This is a genomic window from Serratia sp. BNK-23 (assembly GCF_047456145.1).
GTDB lineage: Bacteria > Pseudomonadota > Gammaproteobacteria > Enterobacterales > Enterobacteriaceae > Serratia > Serratia nematodiphila.
This window is the reverse complement of the sequence record NZ_CP179900.1, coordinates 4546376-4563960: the sequence shown is the minus strand read 5'-3', so window position 1 is coordinate 4563960 and position 17585 is coordinate 4546376. Positions and strand designations below refer to the sequence as shown.

The window sequence follows — 17585 nt, the reverse complement described above, 5'->3', positions numbered from 1 at the left end:
GAATGGCCGGGCGCGCCGGCCATAAACCGTGTTACTTACCGCTTAAATCGATGCGATAAACCGCGAAGCCGATGCTGTCGCTGCCTGCGGCGCTCATCGGATATTGGGCGTGCTCTTTGATAAACCTTGTCGCTTTGTCCGAAGGCGAGGTCTCGAAGCGGATATCCAGCGGCTGCTGGCTGCTGAAGTTCGCCAAACGCCAGTTGTTGTCCGCCTGCGGGCGCACCGCGCCATGCCGCTGGGTTTCGGCGCTGATGTAGGCCGCCAGCACCGAGCGGTTTTCATCCGGCGAAGCGAAGGCGATATGTTGGTCGCCGGTGCCGGCAAATTTGCCGCCGTAGGCGCGGTAGTTGTTGGTGGCGACCAGGAAGGTGGCGTTCGGATCGATCGGCTTGCCGTTGAAGGTCAACTGCTTGATACGCTCCGCCTTGTCGTTGATCAGTTGGCATTCGCCGTCGTAGCGCGCCGGCTGACTGACGTCGATCTGGTAGTTGACGCCGTCGATCACGTCGAAGTTATAGGTACGGAAGCCGTCCCAGTTGATCAAGCCCTGCGGCTTGGCGCTGTTGACGTCGATCTGGTTGAACTGACCGGCGGAGCACTCCAGCCACTCTTTCACCTCTTTGCCGCTCGCCTTCACCACCACCAGCGTATTGGGGTAGAGATAGAGATCGGCGGCGTTGCGGAAGGTGAGCTGGCCTTTTTCCACTTCGACGAAGCTGGCGGGATCGTTCTTGCGGCCGCCGACCTTGAACGGGGCCGCCGCCGACAGCACCGGCAGATCGGCCAGGTCCGGGTCGCCCTGGATGTAATGTTCGACGTAGGCTTTCTGCGCATTGTTGACGATCTGCACCGTCGGGTCGTCCTGCACCAGCGCCAGGTAGCTGTACATGTTGCCGTCGGATTTACCGATCGGCTGGCTGACGAACTCGCGCGTGCCCTTGTGATCGTCCGCCAACACTTTCACCAGCGCGGCGTCTTCCGCCGCCAGCGATTTCTTGTTCTCTTTGTCGTAGATCGGCCGTGCTTCCGCGTTGGCGGCGGTCACTTTCCAGCTGCCGCCATCGTTGTTGAGCTGCAGGTCGACCACGCCGAGATGATCGCCCCATTGGCCCGGCATCACCGCCGGCACGCCGTTCAGCAGGCCTTTGTCGATATCCGCGCCTTTGATGTTGGCAAAGTCCTTGCTCGGGAACACCGCATGGGCGTGGCCGAACATGATGGCGTCGATGCCCGGCACCTGGCTGAGGTAATAGACCGAGTTTTCCGCCATCGCCTTGTAAGGCTCGCTGGACAGCCCGGAATGAGGGATCGCCACCACCAGATCGGCGCCCTCTTTACGCATCTGCGGCACGTAGCGCTTGGCGGTGGCGGTGATGTCGTCCACCGTCACTTTGCCCTGCAGGTTGGCCTTGTCCCACACCAGGATCTGTGGCGGCACGAAGCCGATGTAGCCGATGCGCAGCGTATGCGCCTTGCCGTCGCGATCTTTCACCGGCGTATCGACGATGATGTACGGCGTGAACAGCGGTTTTTGCGTTTTGGCGTCGATGACGTTGGCGTTGATATACGGGAATTTGGCGCCCGCGATAGCGTTCTTCAGGTAGTCCAGCCCATAGTTGAACTCATGGTTGCCGATGTTGCCGACGACGTAGTCCAGCGTGTTCATCGCCTTATAGACCGGGTGCACGTCGCCCGGTTTCAGCCCCTTGGCCGCCATGTAGTCGCCGAGCGGGCTGCCCTGAATGATGTCGCCGTTGTCCACCAACACCGCGTTGGCGGCCTGCTGGCGCGCCTGTTGGATCAGGCTGGCGGTGCGCACCAGGCCGAACTTGTCGGTCGGTGTGTCCTTGTAGTAATCGAAGTCCATCATGTTGCTGTGCAGATCGGTGGTTTCCAGCACGCGCAGATCGACGGTGGCCGCTTGCGCGGAGGCGCACACCAGCAGCGCAAGCGCGGACAGCGTCAGTGGATGCTTCATCATTTGGGATTCTCTCCATTCCATTATTCGAGTGTTATCGCAGAGGGAAATGTAATTAACATTGCTTGCCACAGTAAACTGTGAAGTGTGGCAGAAAATGGCGGCGGGTAACGCGGGGAAGTTCACAGTTGTGCCCAACAAGAAATGAGGAATTCCCGAGGCTTAGGCGGTTGAGATGGATATTCGGCGTAAAAAAAACTAGTCTGCTAGCAGAGACAGGGGGAAATTTCCCACGGAGATGCGGAGTTGAGGTGCATGATGTTAGAGCGAATTTGCCAACTGTCCCGCGAGGCGGGGGCGGCGATCATGGCGGTGTACGATGGTGAACAACCGCTTGATGTCGCACAGAAAAAAGATGATTCACCGGTGACGGCGGCCGATCTGGCGGCACACCATATCATCAAGCGCGGCCTGGCGGCGCTGACGCCGGAGGTGCCGCTGCTGTCGGAAGAGGATCCGCCGGCGTGGGAAGAGCGCCGCGGCTGGACGCGCTACTGGCTGGTCGATCCGTTGGACGGCACCAAAGAGTTTTTACATCGCAATGGCGAGTTCACGGTCAATATCGCCCTGATTGAAGATGGGCAGGCGGTGATGGGGGTGGTGTATGCCCCGGCGATCGACGTGTTGTATCTGGCGGAGCGCGGTAAGGCCTGGAAAGAAGAGAAGGGCGTGCGGCAGGCGATCGGCGTCAGCAACGCGCATCCGCCGCTGGTGGTGGTGAGCCGCTCGCATATCGATGACGAACTGAAAGATTATTTGCAGCAGTTGGGCGAGCACCAGACCGTGTCAGTCGGTTCCTCGCTGAAGTTCTGTCTGGTGGCGGAAGGCAAGGCGCAGCTCTATCCGCGCTTCGGGCCGACCAACATTTGGGATACCGCCGCAGGGCATGCGGTGGCGGTGGCCGCCGGGGCGCAAATTCACGATTGGCAGGGTAAGCCATTGCTCTATACCCCGCGTGAATCTTTCCTCAACCCCGGCTTCCGGGTGTCGCTGTTCTGAGTTAGTTCGCCAACAGCTGGTGCAGCTTGGACATCACCTGCTGCACCTCTTCCGGCGTCAGCGCGCCGTCTTTGGCGAACTGGATGCGCCCTTGCTTATCCAGCACCACGATGGCGGAGCCTTTCGGCTGCAGATCCCAGGCTTTGCGCACGTTGCCGTCGCTGTCGACGATAAACTGCGACCATGGGAACTCCTTCTTGCTGTCTTCAATGCTGCTGCGCACGAACATCGCGGTGCCCATCAGGGCATCGTCGGTGTTGACGATTGTCGTCGTTTGGTAACGATCGTGTGGTAGCTTCGCCTTCTTGATCGCTTCAATCAGTGGGTCGTTCATGTCTTTGGCGGAGCTGCGGCCGGCAATATGTTGTATCACTCGCACTTTTCCACTGAGCTGCGCGCTGTTCCAGTTCTGGTAGCTAAAATTACCGTCAGCGTAATTGAGCTCTCCTTTGTCGCTGACGCCGACCGGCGCCACGCGCTGCTGGAGCTGGAAGTTGTGCGCGGAAGCGAAAAGCGGGGCGAGCAGCAGGGATACCATCAGCATGCGACTTGTTTTCATGCTTTCTCCTTGTAATGGGGGGAATTTGTGCGACAGCACTTCGACAGCCTAAAGCATAGGATGTGATAAGAGGTCTGTCCTGTTAACCGGATCGCAGATTTTCCCTTGGTTCGCTAATCATCAGATTTTGAAGGGATATCCTGAAAACGTTATAAATTATCATATACAATTCTGTCAAAAAGTGTAAATCCAGCGTAGATATCCGGGCAGAAGTGAACGTTCTGGTCTTTACTGGGTCTACTACATGCAATCAAGTTGCGTTCTGAATTTCGAGGCTGCCACCTTTGGCGGCTCGCTGAGCGCATGGATCAACGGGAGGAGCGTAAAAGAATGAGAATCTTCCAGCGTTATAACCCTTTGAAAGTGGCAAAGTACGTTAAGACCCTGTTTCGCGGAAGGCTGTATATCAAGGACGTGGGCGCATTTGAATTCGACGAGGGGAAAATCCTGCCGCCGAAGATTCGCGACAAGCGCCATTTCAGCGTGATGTCTGAAGTGAACCGTCAGGTGCTGCTGTTGCAGACCGAGATGGGGTGAGCACCTCGCTGACAGCGGTAAAAAAAATGCGGCCCCGATGGGGCCGCTGATGTTTTTGTCTTACCGCCGTCAGGCCGCAGGCGTGTCGTCCGGCGCTTTCGGCAGCACCGCCGCGGGCTTGTCGCTCAGCCGGGTGACCAGCAGCTGGTCTATCTTGTAGCTGTCGATATCCACCACTTCGAACTTGTAGCCGGCGTATTTGACGAAGTCGGTGCGTTTCGGGATCTTGCGCAGCATATACATCATAAAGCCGCCGATGGTCTCGTAGTTGCCCGCCTGCGGGAACTCGTCGATGTCCAGCACGCGCATCACGTCGTCGATCGGCGTGCCGCCTTCAATCAGCCATGAACTTTCGTCGCGCGCCACGATCTGCTCTTCCTGGCCCTGGCCGACCAGATCGCCCATCAGCGTGGTCATCACGTCGTTAAGGGTGATGATGCCCACCACCAACGCATATTCATTGAGGATCACCGCGAAGTCTTCGCCGGCGGTTTTGAAGCTTTCCAGCGCTTCGGACAGCGTCAGCGTATCCGGCACGATCAGCGCCGAGCGGATCTGCACGCCGCTGCTCAGCACCAGGCTTTGGTTGCCCAGCACGCGGTTCAGCAGGTCTTTGGAATCGACGTAGCCGACCACCTGATCGATATGGCCGTCGCACACCAGGAACTTGGAGTGCGGGTGAGTCGAGACTTTCTCCTTGATGCTCTCTTCGCTTTCGCGCAGATCGAAGTACACCACGCTTTCGCGCGAGGTCATCGAAGACGGCACGGTGCGCGATTCCAGTTCGAACACGTTTTCAATCAGCTCGTGCTCCTGCTTGCGCAGCACGCCCGCCAGGGCGCCGGCTTCCACCACCGCATAGATGTCATCGGAGGTGATGTCGTCTTTACGCACCATCGGCAGCTTGAACATACGGAAGATCAGGTTGGCCATGCCGTTGAAGAACCACACCAGCGGGCGGAAGATCATGATGGAGAAACGCATCGGGTTGATGATCCGGACGGCGACCGTCTCTGGTGCAATCATACCGATGCGCTTCGGGGTCAAATCGGCGAACAGGATAAACAGGCTGGTCACCAGCACGAAAGAGCAGATGAAGCTGACCTGTTCCGCCAATTCGGGCGACAGGAAACGATCGAACAACACCTTGAAAGTGGGCGAGAAAGCCGCGTCGCCGACGATACCACCGAGGATGGCCACGGCGTTCAGGCCGATCTGCACCACGGTGAAAAAGATGCCAGGGGTTTCTTGCAGCTTGAGCACTCTGGCGGCGTTGACGTTACCTTCGTCAGCCATCAGCTTCAGTTTGATCTTGCGCGAGGCGGCCAGAGAGATTTCCGACAGTGAGAAGAACGCACTCACCGCGATCAGAAAAAGAATCAGTAAAATACTGTTTAACATAATCTATCCATACGTGCCGACGGGATGCCGGCGCTCTTGAGGAAGGGTAGTACATAGTAAAAAAAGCAGCGATAACAACCAGAAGGGAAGCTATCGGGCCGCAGAAGCGACCCGCATAGTATAGCAGTTGCCCCACAGGGGCCGCCAGCGGTTAAAAAAGTGCCGCCGGCCGGCATCAAATCAGCCCTGCGGCGGCAGGCAAACGCCGATGCCGCCCAGCCCGCAGTAGCCTTCCGGGTTTTTGAACAGGTACTGTTGGTGATCGTCTTCCGCGTAATAGAACGGCAGCGCCGGTGCGATCTCGGTGGTGATGGCGCGCTTATCGCCCGCCGCATCCATCGCCTGCTGGAAGCGTTGCAGGCTGCTTTCCGCCTCGGCCTGCTGCTCTGGGCTCAGCGTATAAATCGCCGAGCGGTACTGCGTGCCGACGTCGCCGCCCTGGCGCATGCCCTGCGCCGGATCGTGATTTTCCCAGAACAGTTGCAGCAGCTGTTTGTAGCTGACGACCTGCGGATCGAACACCACGCGCACCACTTCGGCGTGGCCGGTCTGGCCGCTGCACACTTCGCGGTAGGTCGGGTTCGGCGTATAGCCGCCGCTGTAGCCGGCGGCGGTGCTGTAGACGCCCGGCTGTTGCCAGAACAGGCGCTCAACGCCCCAGAAACAGCCCATGGCGAAAACTGCCACCTCCATGCCGGCCGGCACCTGAGTCATCGAGTGTTCGGTGACGACGTTGAGCGTTGCGACAGGCATTGGCGTGGTGCGGCCAGGCAGCGCGCTTGCCTTATCGACGGTTTGTGATTTATCAAAAAATGGCACCACGGTTGACTCCTGTTGTCACAGTAAGAATTGACCCTACATGGCGGCGGTTCGGTTGTATCTCACCGCGTCTTTGCCCACAATAAGCGGCAAGTTGGATTTTGTATAAGCTTAACGCAGTATTTTGAGCGCCAAAAGTGAAGAATTCGCCTGTTGCGCGGCGGTGGCAAAGCGCGGCGGGCGGCGTCCGGAAGAAGGTTGAAGAGGGCTGCCGTCATGATAGCGCGGAGTCTGCCCTGGCCCCGGAGCGAACACCATAACAGGACAGTAAAATCAATAAGGAGAACACGTGCCAAAGTACCCGGTCATGTGCTTGATATCTGTGTTGCTTGCGGCACCTGCAGCCTATGCGGCGAACGTGCGGCTGCAGGTGGAGGGGTTAAGCGGAGAGTTGGAAAAAAACGTCCGGGTGCGGCTGTCGTCGATCACGCCTGAAGAGGTCGGCACCGACGGCCGCTTCCGCGCACGGGTGGACGAGGCGGTGCGCCAGGGGCTGCGCGCGCTCGGCTATTACCAGCCGACCATCGAGTTTACGCTGGACGATCGGCCGGGGATGTCGCGCCCGGTGCTGCATGCCAAGGTCAATCCGGGCGAGCCGGTGCGCATCGCCGGCGCCAACATCGTGCTGGAAGGCGGCGCAAAGACCGATGAGGACTACCTGGCGCTGGTAAAGAAGGATCGGCCGACCATCGGTGAGATCCTCAACCACGGCAAGTATGACAGTTTCAAAGGCTCGCTGACCGGCCTGGCGCTGCGCAAAGGCTACTTCGACGCCGACATGACCAAAAGCCAGCTCGGCGTGGCCGAAGATCTGCACAAGGCGTTTTGGGATATCGATTTCAACAGCGGCGAACGTTACCGCTTCGGCAAGGTGAAATTCACCGGTTCGCAAATCCGCGAAGACTATCTGCAAAATCTGGTGCCCTTTCATCAGGGGGATTACTACAGTTCGGAGGATTTGGCCGAGCTGAACCGCCGTTTGTCCGCCACCAACTGGTTCAACTCGGTGGTGGTGTCCCCTGATTTCAACGATGCCAAAGAGAACAAGATTTTGCCGTTGGACGCGCTGGTGACGCCGCGTACGCGCAACACCGTCGAAACCGGTATCGGTTATTCCACCGACGTCGGCCCGCGGGTGAAAGGCACCTGGAAAAAGCCCTGGCTCAACGATCGCGGGCATAGCCTGGAAACCAGCGCCAGCGTGTCGGCGCCGGAGCAGCAGCTGGATCTGACTTACAAGATCCCGCTGCTCAAGAACCCGCTGGAGCAGTATTACCTGCTGCAGGGCGGGCTCAAGAACGTCGATCTTAACGACACCAAATCCGTGACCTCCAAAGTGGTGGCCTCGCGCAACTGGGATCTCTCCAGCGGCTGGCAGCGGGCGATCAACCTGACCTGGCGCTGGGATAACTTTACCCAGGGCAACGTCAGCAACACCACCATGCTGCTGTACCCCGGCGTCAGCTTCAACCGCACCCGTTCGCGCGGCGGGCTGATGCCGACCTGGGGTGACAGCCAACGCTATTCCATCGACGTGTCCGACACTTCCTGGGGCTCCGGCGTAGACTTCGCGCTGATGCAGGCGCAGAACGTCTGGATCCGCACCCTGGCCGACAAGCATCGCTTTGTAGCGCGCGGGCAGGTGGGCTGGATCGAAACCAACGACTTCGACAAGGTGCCGCCGGATCTGCGCTTCTTCGCCGGCGGTGACCGCAGCATTCGCGGCTACAAGTACAAAGACATTTCGCCGCGCGGCGACGACGGCAAGCTGACCGGCGCCTCCAAGATGCTGACCGGCTCGCTGGAGTATCAATACAACGTGACCGGCAAATGGTGGGGGGCGATGTTCGTCGATTCCGGTGAAGCGGTGAACGATATCAAGCAGAGCAACTTCAAGACCGGCGCCGGCGTAGGCGTGCGCTGGCAGTCGCCGGTGGGGCCGGTGAAGCTGGATATCGCCGCGCCCGTGGGGGACAAGGACACCCACGGGATGCAGTTCTACATCGGTTTGGGGCCTGAACTATGAGCCTGGTTAAAAAGATTTGCCTCGGATTTCTGGTCATTCTGCTGTTGCTGATCGGCGGCCTGGCCTTCCTGGTGGGGACCACCACCGGTTTGCATATGGTCATCAACGGCGCGGCGCGCTGGGTGCCGGGGCTGGAGATCGCCGGCGTCAGCGGCGGCTGGCGCGATCTGACGCTGAAGGGCGTGAAGTATCAGATGCCGGGCGTGACGGTCAACGCCGGGCAGTTCCATCTCTCCCTCGATCTCTCCTGCTTTAAACGCAGCTCGCTGTGCGTCAACGCCTTGACCGCTCAGGACGTGGACGTGGCGGTGAACACCAAAGAGATGGCGCCCTCCGCGCCGGTGGAGGAGAGCAGTGAACCGACCACCAATCTCAGCACCCCTTATCCGATCACCCTGCGCCTGCTGGCGCTGAATAACGTCAAGGTCACCGTCGACGACACCGCCATTTCTCTGGCCGAGTTCCGCACCGGCGCGCAGTGGCAAGAGCGCGCGCTGACGCTGATGCCGACCAAGATCGGCTCGTTGCTGATCGCCTTGCCGAAAACGCCGCAAAATCCGTTGCCGGAAGCGGTGCAACCGGCGGTCGAGGTGGCGAAAAAGGTCGGTGAGCAGGTTACCGACGCGGCGAAACCGGCGCCGCAGCCGGAGGAGAAGCCGCTCGGCGAAACGCTGAAGGAACTGTTCGCCAAACCGCTGTTGCCGGATCTGCCGGACATCCGCCTGCCGCTGGATATCACCGTGAAAGAGATCAGCGGCGAACAGCTGCGCTTGACCGGCGATACTGACGTGCTGATCACGAGCCTGTTGCTGCAGGCCAGCACGCAGGATCAGCATATCCAGCTGGACAACTTCGACGTGAAGTCGCCGCAGGGCACGCTGTCGGTGCAGGGGCAGGCGACCCTGACCGGCGACTGGCCGGTGGCGCTGACCGCCAACAGCGCGTTGAATATCGACCCGTTGAAGGGCGAGAAGGTGAAGCTGAACATCGACGGCGGGTTGCGTGATGAGCTGAAGGTGGCGCTGAATCTGTCCGGCCCGGTCGGCGCCCAGCTCGATGTGCAAACCCGGCTGGCCGAAGCCGGCCTGCCGCTGGCGCTGACGCTGCAGAGCAAGCAGCTGAAATGGCCGCTGAGCGGCGAGGCGCAGTATCAGGTCAACGATTTCCGCCTGCGCTTTAACGGCAAGGCGACCGACTATGCGCTGTCGACGCGCGCCAATCTGAAAGGCCAGGATCTGCCGCCGGCGGTGCTGACGCTGGACGGCAAAGGTAACGTCGAGCAGTTCAGGCTGGAGCGCCTGCGCCTGGCGGCGCTGCAGGGCAATACCGATCTCACCGCGCTGGTGGACTGGAGCAAGGCCATCAGCTGGACCTCGCAATTGACGCTGAGCGGCATCAATACCGCCAAGCAGTGGCCGGAATGGCCGGCGAAACTCGACGGCAAGATCACCACGCGCGGCAGCCTGCACGGCGGCAGCTGGCAGCTGCAGGTGCCGGTGCTGCAGCTGGACGGCAACGTGAAGCAGAACAAGGTCACGGCGCGCGGCACGCTGAGCGGCAACGCCGCCGGGCAGTGGAAAATCCCCGGCATCGATCTGACGCTGGGGCGCAACCAGCTGAATGTCAAAGGACAGCTGGACGAGAAGAACTGGAACCTGGACGCCAACATCGACGCGCCGCGTCTGGACGGCGCGCTGCCGGGCCTCGGCGGCACCGCCAAAGGGCTGCTGAAGCTGCGCGGCAATCTGCAGGCGCCGCAGCTGCTGGCGGATTTGACCGCTTCCGGTTTGCAGTGGCAGGCGCTGCGCATCAACCGCGTGAAGATCGACGGCGACGTGCGTTCCACGGATCAGATCCAGGGGCAACTGGCGGTACGCGTCGAGCAGCTGAAGCAGGACGCGCTGGAGGTCAGCCTGCTGACCCTCGACGCCAAAGGCAGCGAGAAGCAGCATCAGCTGCAGTTGAAGATCGACGGCAAACCGGTCTCCGGCCAGCTGGCGCTGCAGGGCAGCTTCGATCGTCAGCAGCAGCGCTGGCGCGGCAATCTGAACAATACCCGCTTCGATACGCCGGTGGGGGAGTGGCGCCTGACGCGCGCCATCGCGCTGGACTACCTGAACACCGCGCAGAAGATCAGCGTCGGGCCGCACTGCTGGCAGAACCCGAACGCCGAGTTGTGCGTGCCGAAGACCATCGAAGCCGGCCAGAGCGGCCAGGCCAGCGTGGTGCTCAACCGCTTCGATCTGGCGATGATCAAGCCGTTCCTCGGCCCGGAGACCGCCCTGAGCGGCGTGTTCACCGGCCGGGCCGACGTCAGCTGGAAACCGGGCGGCGCGCTGCCGGAGGCGAAGGTCACGTTGGCCGGCAACGGCGTCAAGGTGGTGCAGCAGGTGCAGGGCAATGCGCTGCCGATCGCCTTCGATACGCTGACCCTCAACGCCGGCCTGAACAACGGCCGCGCGCAGGCCGACTGGCGGATCAAACTGACCAACAACGGCCAGTTCGACGGCAATATCCAGGTGGCGGATCCGCAGGTGCGGCGCACCATCAGCGGCAACGTCAATATCACCAACATTTCGTTGGCGCTGATTAACCCGGCGCTGATGAAGGGCGAAAGCGCGGCGGGCATGCTGAACGCCAACCTGCGTCTGGGCGGCAGCGCGCAGAAGCCGCTGGTGTTCGGGCGTCTGGCGTTGGATCGGGCGAAGGTGCAGGGCCACTGGATGCCGTTCGATATGACCGACGCGCGGCTGGCGGTGAATTTCAACGGCATGACCTCGACGCTGGAAGGGCTGCTCAGCACCACGCGCGGCCAGCTGAATCTGGCGGGCGATGCCGACTGGCGTGACATCAATGCCTGGCGTGCGCGCATTGCCGCCAAGGGCGACAAGCTGCGGGTGACGGTGCCGCCGATGATCCGCATCGACGTATCGCCGGATCTGGTGTTCGAAGCCACGCCGCAGCTGTTCTCGCTCAACGGCAAGGTCGATATTCCCTGGGCGCGCATCACGGTGCAGGAACTGCCGGAAAGCGCGGTGGGCGTCTCTTCCGACGAGGTGATGCTGGACGATCAGCTGAAGCCGATTCAACCGAAGACCGCCTCGATCCCGATCAACAGCAATCTGATGATCCACGTCGGCAACGACGTGCGGCTGGACGCCTTCGGCCTGAAAGCCCGCCTGAAGGGCGATTTGAAAGTGGTGCAGGACAAGAAAGGGCTGGGCCTCAATGGCCAGATTGACATCCCTTCCGGTCGCTTCCATGCTTATGGTCAGGATTTGATCGTGCGTAAAGGGCAGCTGATGTTCTCTGGCCCGCCGGATCAGCCGCTGCTCAATATCGAGGCGATCCGCAACCCGGAATCCACCGAGGACGACGTGACCGCCGGCGTGCGCGTGACCGGCCTGGCGGATGCGCCGAAGCTGGAAGTGTTCTCCGATCCGGCCAAATCGCAACAGGAAGCCCTGTCTTATCTGCTGCGCGGTCAGGGCTTAAGCAGTTCCGGCGCCGACGGCAACGCCATGACGTCGATGTTAATCGGCATGGGGGTTGCACAAAGTGGTCAACTTGTGGGTAAAATCGGCGAGGCATTCGGCGTGAGTAATTTGGCTCTGGACACTCAAGGGGTTGGCGACAATTCCCAGGTTGTCGTGAGCGGCTATGTCCTCCCAGGCTTACAAGTAAAATATGGGGTGGGCATTTTCGACTCGCTGGCCACGCTGACGTTGCGTTATCGCCTGATGCCTAAGTTGTATCTTGAAGCGGTGTCTGGTCTCGACCAGGCATTAGATTTGCTCTATCAGTTTGAGTTTTAGCGATGCGAATAATTGTCTACGGCAGTTTACGGCGCAAACAGGGAAACAGCCATTGGATGACCAACGCCCAATGGCTCGGCGAGCACGAGCTCGAAGGCTATCAGATTTATAATCTGGGCCATTACCCGGCGGCGATCCCTGGAGAGGGCACGATACATTGCGAAGTGTATCGTATTAACTCATCGATTCTGGCAGAGCTGGACGAACTGAAAAGCAACACCAAGGACTATAAGCGCGAGCTGATTCAGACGCCTTATGGGAGTGCGTGGATCTACCTGTATAAACACAGCGTGGACGGTTACCCGCGAATTACCAGCGGTGACTGGCTGAAACGCCTCGAAGATCAGTAATAAAAAAACACCGCTCAATGAGCGGTGTTTTTTCATCGGACGGCGGCGAAAATTACTTCTTGGCGGCGCGTTCGAAGGAGGCGATGATTTCCGCTTTAGCTGCGGCAGCGTCTGCCCAGCCTTCCACTTTCACCCATTTGCCTTTTTCCAGATCTTTGTAGTGCTCGAAGAAGTGAGCGATCTGGGCTTTCAGCAGTTCCGGCAGGTCGTTCACGTCTTTCACGTGATCGTACTCTTTGGTCAGCTTGCTGTGCGGTACCGCAACCAGCTTGGCGTCTTCACCGGCTTCGTCGGTCATCTTCAGCACGCCAACCGGACGGCAGCGGATCACGGAGCCCGGCTGCAGCGGATATGGGGTTGGGACCAGCACGTCAACCGGATCACCATCCAGAGACAGAGTGTGGTTGATGTAGCCGTAGTTGCACGGGTAGAACATCGCGGTGGACATGAAACGGTCAACGAACAGCGCGCCGGTTTCTTTGTCGATTTCGTATTTGATTGGATCGGCGTTGGCCGGGATTTCGATTACTACGTAGATGTCTTCCGGCAGGTCTTTGCCAGCTGGGACCAGATTCAAGCTCATGTCGGTTTCCTTTAATCATCAAACCAGAAATGGAGTGGCGGCTATTATAGCGGACTCTTTTGCGATTTCCTGCCCTTTTCATCGTCGAAAACCCAGTGTTTCTGCGCGCGGAGAATTTCCAGATTAATCCCGCCGCGGCATGAAGTTTTGCCTGCGGCTGCCGATAACTTCAACAAACAATAATGAGCCAGCAAAGCTGGCTCCGCGTTTTGCCACCCCTACTACGTCTGATCTCACTATTCTGAAGCCGGGAAGAACTCATGCTAAAAAAGATTACGGTGAAGGCTGGGCTGATCGCCCTGCTGAGCCTGATGACCATGCTGCTGATCATGGTCAGCGTTATTGGCGTCAACGCGATTAACGAAGGATCGCGCTCGATCCATACCTTGAACCAGATCCTCGGCGAAGAGCTGGGCTCGCTGGCCAACAGCTCCAACCTGACGCTGCGCGCCCGAACCGCCGCTTCGCTGGCGGTGCGCCAACGGGAGATCGGCCAGACTGATGTCTCCGACGCCACCGTGGGCCGCATCTACGGTTACCTCGAGCAGTCGAACAAGGAAATGGCGCGCTTTGTCGGCGTCGGCACCGTGACCGAGCGCGGCCGCGAACTCTCCAGCCGCCTGCAAAACAGCTATCGCGCCTATCTGGAGCAGGGTGTGAAGCCGATGGCCGCCGCCATCAAGGCCGGCAAGATCGATGAGTATTACCATATCCAGGAGACGCGCATTTCCGCCTTGAGCATCGCGTTTGAAAAGGATCTCAGCGATTTCCGCAGTTTCGCCATGAAGCTCGGCGAGAAGCAGGTGTATGACGCCGAAAGCAACGCCAGCACCAAGATCTCGCTGATCGTGGTGGCGGGCCTGCTCAGCGTGCTGCTGGCGGTGCTGGCCTGGTTTGCGTTGCGGGTGATCATTTTGCGTCCGCTGGATGAGTCCATCGCGCAGCTGGAATACATCGCCGGCGGCGATCTGACCCATGAGATCCGCGGCGAGGGCGATACCGAGATGGGCCGCCTGGTGCGGGCGATGCAGCGCATGCAGCAGGCGCTGGCCAATTCGGTCAGCAAAGTGCGTGACGCCAGCAGCCAGATCGACACCGGTTCACGCGAACTGGCGGCCGGTAACCTGCATCTGGCGCAGCGCACCGAAGAATCGGCCGCTTCGCTGGAAGAGACTGCCGCCAGCATGGAACAGCTGACCTCGACGGTGAAAATGAACGCCGAGAACTGCGAGCAGGCCAATCAGCTGGCGCTGAGCGTGTCCGATATCGCCAACCAGGGCAGCGACGTGGTCAGTCAGGTCATGAGCAAGATGCAGGCGATCACCGACAGTTCGCGCCGTATTGCCGACATCATCAGCGTGATGGACGGCATCGCCTTCCAGACCAATATCCTGGCGCTGAACGCGGCGGTGGAAGCGGCGCGCGCCGGTGAACAGGGCCGCGGCTTCGCGGTGGTGGCCGGCGAAGTGCGCAATTTGGCGCAGCGTAGCGCCCAGTCGGCGAAAGAGATCAAAGGGTTGATCGAAGCGTCGCAGAACCGGGTGCAGGAAGGCGAGCAGATGGTGGAGTCGGCGGCGCAGACCATGAGCGGTATCACCGGTGAAGTAGGCCGGGTGACGGCGTTGATGCGTGAGATCTCGGCGGCGACGCGCGAACAAAGCAGCGGTATCGAACAGGTGAATCTGGCGGTGGCGCAGATGGATCAGGTGGCGCAGCAGAATGCGGCGCTGGTGGAAGAGTCGGCGGCGGCGACGCGCTCGCTGGAAGATCAGGCTCAGCTGCTGGCGCAGAGCATGGCGGCGTTCAAGCTGTAAGGCGATAAGGGTTCGGCGCGGCGCCGAACCCTTGCCAGTAACGCGTTACTCGTCCGGGTTTTCGGCGATGAAGCGTTCTGCGTCTTCTACCATCGACTTGGTGCCGACGAAGAATGGCGCGCGCTGGTGCAGTTTCACCGGCGTGATATCCAGAATGCGATTTTTGCCGTCGCTGGCCTTACCACCGGCCTGTTCGGCCAGGAAAGCCATCGGGTTGCATTCGTACAGCAGGCGCAGCTTGCCTTGCGGGTGGCTGGCGGTGCTTGGGTAGATGTAGATGCCGCCTTTCAGCAGGTTGCGGTGGAAATCCGCCACCAGAGAACCGATGTAGCGCGAGGTATAAGGGCGCTGCGTCGCTTCGTCCTGCTCCTGGCAGTACTTGATGTATTTCTTCACGCCGAGAGGGAACTTGATGTAGTTGCCTTCGTTGATGGAATACATGTTGCCGCTCGCCGGGAAGCGCACTTTCTCGTGAGAGAGACAGAACACGCCCAGAGACGGATCGTACGTGAAGGCGTGGACGCCGTAACCGGTGGTGTACACCAGCATGGTGGACGAGCCGTAAACCACGTAACCCGCTGCGACCTGGGCGCTGCCCGGCTGCAGGAAGTCTTCTTCGGTCACCGGCGTGCCGACCGGCGTGATGCGACGATAGATAGAGAAAATCGTACCGACCGAGACGTTGACATCGATGTTGGACGAACCGTCCAACGGATCCATCAATACGACATACTTGGCATTTTCAGCTCGCTCGCCGTCGAATATCACGATTTCATCTTCTTCTTCGGAAGCGATACCCGCAACTTCACCACGCGCTTTCAACGCCGCTTTCAGTTTTTCGTTCGCGTACAGGTCCAGTTTCATCTGAACTTCGCCCTGTACGTTGGACACCCCGCTGGTTCCCAGAATATCAACCAGGCCGGCCTTGTTGATGTCGCGGTGGATGATTTTGGCGCCCAGTTTAATTGCAGAAAGTAACGCGGTCAGCTCGCCGGTGGCGTGAGAGAAGTCGTGCTGTTTCTCGACGATAAATTCGCCTAACGTTTTCATGACACAATCCCTGAATCTACGGATGGATAGCGGCCTGTTAACAAACCGCCAACGTTTTCGCGTGCAGTGTAGCCCAAAGATGCGCGCCATTCATAGGCAAATCCATTTCTTCTGGACGATTCTGAGCGTTAGAATATGCCGACATTCGATGCACTCACATGAGAAACCTATGCGCATTCACATTCTTGGGATCTGTGGCACCTTTATGGGCGGGCTGGCGATGCTGGCGCGCTCACTGGGGCATGACGTCACCGGTTCGGACGCCAACGTCTATCCGCCGATGAGCACGCTGCTGGAGAACCAGGGGATCGATCTGATTCAGGGTTATGATCCCGCCCAGCTGGATCCGGCGCCGGATCTGGTGATCATCGGCAACGCCATGACGCGCGGCAACCCGTGCGTGGAGGCGGTGCTGGAGCGTGGTATCCCTTACGTTTCCGGCCCGCAGTGGCTGCACGACGCCGTGTTGCGCGATCGCTGGGTACTGGCGGTCGCCGGCACCCACGGTAAAACCACCACCGCCGGCATGGCGACCTGGATCCTCGAGGCCTGCGGCTACCAGCCCGGCTTTGTCATCGGCGGCGTGCCGGGCAACTTCGACGTATCGGCCCGCCTCGGCGGCAGCCCGTTCTTCGTGATCGAGGCCGACGAGTATGACTGCGCGTTCTTCGACAAACGCTCCAAGTTCGTGCACTACAGCCCGCGCACGCTGATCATGAACAACCTGGAGTTCGACCACGCCGATATTTTCGACGATCTGAAAGCCATCCAGAAACAGTTCCACCACCTGGTGCGTCTGGTGCCGGGCAAAGGCAAAATCATTCTGCCGGACAACGACAGCCACCTGAAGCAGGTGATGGCGATGGGCTGCTGGAGCGAACAGGAGCTGGTGGGCGAAGAGGGCGCCTGGCGCGCGCAGAAGCTGACGCCGGACGCCAGCCATTACGCGGTGTTCCTCGACGGTGAGCAGGTCGGCGAAGTGAAGTGGGCGCTGGTGGGCGAGCACAACATGCATAACGGCCTGATGGCTATCGCCGCGACTCGCCACGTCGGCGTGCAGCCGGCGGATGCCTGCCGCGCGTTGGGCGATTTCATCAATGCCCGTCGCCGTCTGGAGCTGCGTGGCGAAGCCAACGGCGTCACGGTTTACGACGATTTCGCGCACCACCCGACGGCGATCCTGGCCACTCTGGCCGCGCTGCGCGGCAAGGTCGGCGGTACGGCGCGCATTCTGGCGGTGCTGGAACCGCGATCCAACACCATGAAAATGGGCATCAGCAAAAACGATCTGGCGCCTTCGCTCGGCCGTGCCGACGAAGTGTTCCTGTTCCAGCCGCACCACATTCCGTGGCAGGTCGCGGAAGTGGCGGATGCCTGCGTGCAGCCGGCGCATTGGAGCGCGGATCTCGACACGCTGGTGGACATGGTGGTGAAAACCGCACAGCCGGGCGACCACATTCTGGTGATGAGCAACGGCGGTTTCGGCGGTATTCACGATCGCTTGCTGGACGCGCTGGCGAAAAAGCAGGAACCGAAGGTGACCTACTGATCGCTTAGCCGCATAAGCCAACCTAAGGGCCGCATTCGCGGCCTTTTTTACGCCCATAAAAAAGCCCTCGCGAGCGAGGGCAACGGGGTTCGTCGGATAGGA

At 60.0% G+C, this 17585-nt stretch carries 13 protein-coding genes; 7 read left to right on the top strand and 6 right to left on the bottom strand.

What is annotated here, in order from left to right; all coding sequences use genetic code 11:
- Positions 1-31: 31 nt before the first annotated feature.
- Positions 32-1984, bottom strand: coding sequence for a bifunctional 2',3'-cyclic-nucleotide 2'-phosphodiesterase/3'-nucleotidase (locus tag ACMGF9_RS21715; protein WP_015376400.1), 1953 nt, complete (start codon positions 1982-1984; stop codon positions 32-34).
- A gap of 255 nt (positions 1985-2239) precedes the next feature.
- Here ACMGF9_RS21715 and cysQ point away from each other — a divergent pair, with 255 nt between their 5' ends.
- Entirely contained in the window at positions 2240-2980 is a 741-nt protein-coding gene (cysQ, locus tag ACMGF9_RS21710) for a 3'(2'),5'-bisphosphate nucleotidase CysQ (protein WP_031300142.1), read from the top strand.
- A gap of 1 nt (position 2981) precedes the next feature.
- Here the strand turns inward: cysQ and ACMGF9_RS21705 are convergent, their stop codons facing one another.
- On the bottom strand, positions 2982-3539 hold the full coding sequence (locus ACMGF9_RS21705; RefSeq protein ID WP_025159587.1) for a YtfJ family protein: 558 nt from the start codon (positions 3537-3539) through the stop codon (positions 2982-2984).
- 330 nt (positions 3540-3869) lie between these two features.
- Here ACMGF9_RS21705 and ACMGF9_RS21700 point away from each other — a divergent pair, with 330 nt between their 5' ends.
- The gene (locus ACMGF9_RS21700) at positions 3870-4076 is read left to right on the top strand and encodes a DUF1107 domain-containing protein (protein ID WP_004933604.1); all 207 of its coding nucleotides are present in this window, start codon (positions 3870-3872) and stop codon (positions 4074-4076) included.
- A 69-nt stretch (positions 4077-4145) separates the two neighbouring features.
- Here the strand turns inward: ACMGF9_RS21700 and ACMGF9_RS21695 are convergent, their stop codons facing one another.
- Positions 4146-5477: a hemolysin family protein gene (locus ACMGF9_RS21695; RefSeq protein WP_004933603.1), complete on the bottom strand. Its 1332-nt coding sequence runs from the start codon at positions 5475-5477 to the stop codon at positions 4146-4148.
- Between the two features lie 180 nt (positions 5478-5657).
- Complete coding sequence (gene msrA / locus ACMGF9_RS21690) at positions 5658-6299, bottom strand: peptide-methionine (S)-S-oxide reductase MsrA (protein WP_409438400.1); 642 nt, start codon at positions 6297-6299, stop codon at positions 5658-5660.
- 304 nt (positions 6300-6603) lie between these two features.
- On the opposite strand from msrA, the gene tamA reads away from it, so the two are divergent.
- From tamA to ACMGF9_RS21675, 3 genes are read left to right on the top strand one after another with little or no spacing between them, the layout of a single operon-like run.
- Positions 6604-8322: an autotransporter assembly complex protein TamA gene (gene tamA, locus ACMGF9_RS21685; RefSeq protein WP_170310347.1), complete on the top strand. Its 1719-nt coding sequence runs from the start codon at positions 6604-6606 to the stop codon at positions 8320-8322.
- Positions 8319-12137, top strand: a complete 3819-nt coding sequence (gene tamB, locus ACMGF9_RS21680; protein WP_160125973.1) for an autotransporter assembly complex protein TamB — start codon at positions 8319-8321, stop codon at positions 12135-12137. The genes tamA and tamB overlap by 4 nt, the downstream gene beginning before the upstream one ends.
- Positions 12138-12139: 2 nt before the next feature.
- Entirely contained in the window at positions 12140-12487 is a 348-nt protein-coding gene (locus ACMGF9_RS21675; RefSeq protein ID WP_004933596.1) for a gamma-glutamylcyclotransferase, read from the top strand.
- A 52-nt stretch (positions 12488-12539) separates the two neighbouring features.
- On the opposite strand, the gene ppa is transcribed toward ACMGF9_RS21675, so the two are convergent.
- Positions 12540-13070 carry an inorganic diphosphatase gene (ppa, locus tag ACMGF9_RS21670; RefSeq protein ID WP_004933594.1) on the bottom strand — a complete coding sequence of 177 codons (531 nt, stop codon included), beginning with the start codon at positions 13068-13070 and terminating at the stop codon, positions 12540-12542.
- 260 nt (positions 13071-13330) lie between these two features.
- Here ppa and ACMGF9_RS21665 point away from each other — a divergent pair, with 260 nt between their 5' ends.
- Complete coding sequence (locus ACMGF9_RS21665) at positions 13331-14884, top strand: methyl-accepting chemotaxis protein (RefSeq protein WP_075684697.1); 1554 nt, start codon at positions 13331-13333, stop codon at positions 14882-14884.
- Positions 14885-14929: 45 nt separating this feature from the next.
- Here the strand turns inward: ACMGF9_RS21665 and fbp are convergent, their stop codons facing one another.
- Positions 14930-15934 carry a class 1 fructose-bisphosphatase gene (gene fbp / locus ACMGF9_RS21660; protein WP_004933587.1) on the bottom strand — a complete coding sequence of 335 codons (1005 nt, stop codon included), beginning with the start codon at positions 15932-15934 and terminating at the stop codon, positions 14930-14932.
- A gap of 169 nt (positions 15935-16103) precedes the next feature.
- Here fbp and mpl point away from each other — a divergent pair, with 169 nt between their 5' ends.
- Entirely contained in the window at positions 16104-17483 is a 1380-nt protein-coding gene (gene mpl, locus ACMGF9_RS21655) for a UDP-N-acetylmuramate:L-alanyl-gamma-D-glutamyl-meso-diaminopimelate ligase (protein ID WP_004933582.1), read from the top strand.
- The last annotated feature ends 102 nt before the right edge of the window (positions 17484-17585 follow it).

Excerpts from the sequence above, each read along its gene's own strand:
- ACMGF9_RS21715 (WP_015376400.1), bottom strand. The coding sequence starts at position 1,984 with ATGATGAAGCATCCACTGACGCTGTCCGCGCTTGCGCTGCTGGTGTGC.
- cysQ (WP_031300142.1), top strand. The coding sequence starts at position 2,240 with ATGTTAGAGCGAATTTGCCAACTGTCCCGCGAGGCGGGGGCGGCGATC.
- ACMGF9_RS21705 (WP_025159587.1), bottom strand. The coding sequence starts at position 3,539 with ATGAAAACAAGTCGCATGCTGATGGTATCCCTGCTGCTCGCCCCGCTT.
- ACMGF9_RS21700 (WP_004933604.1), top strand. The coding sequence starts at position 3,870 with ATGAGAATCTTCCAGCGTTATAACCCTTTGAAAGTGGCAAAGTACGTT.
- ACMGF9_RS21695 (WP_004933603.1), bottom strand. The coding sequence starts at position 5,477 with ATGTTAAACAGTATTTTACTGATTCTTTTTCTGATCGCGGTGAGTGCG.
- tamA (WP_170310347.1), top strand. The coding sequence starts at position 6,604 with ATGTGCTTGATATCTGTGTTGCTTGCGGCACCTGCAGCCTATGCGGCG.
- tamB (WP_160125973.1), top strand. The coding sequence starts at position 8,319 with ATGAGCCTGGTTAAAAAGATTTGCCTCGGATTTCTGGTCATTCTGCTG.
- ACMGF9_RS21675 (WP_004933596.1), top strand. The coding sequence starts at position 12,140 with ATGCGAATAATTGTCTACGGCAGTTTACGGCGCAAACAGGGAAACAGC.
- ppa (WP_004933594.1), bottom strand. The coding sequence starts at position 13,070 with ATGAGCTTGAATCTGGTCCCAGCTGGCAAAGACCTGCCGGAAGACATC.
- ACMGF9_RS21665 (WP_075684697.1), top strand. The coding sequence starts at position 13,331 with ATGCTAAAAAAGATTACGGTGAAGGCTGGGCTGATCGCCCTGCTGAGC.
- fbp (WP_004933587.1), bottom strand. The coding sequence starts at position 15,934 with ATGAAAACGTTAGGCGAATTTATCGTCGAGAAACAGCACGACTTCTCT.
- mpl (WP_004933582.1), top strand. The coding sequence starts at position 16,104 with ATGCGCATTCACATTCTTGGGATCTGTGGCACCTTTATGGGCGGGCTG.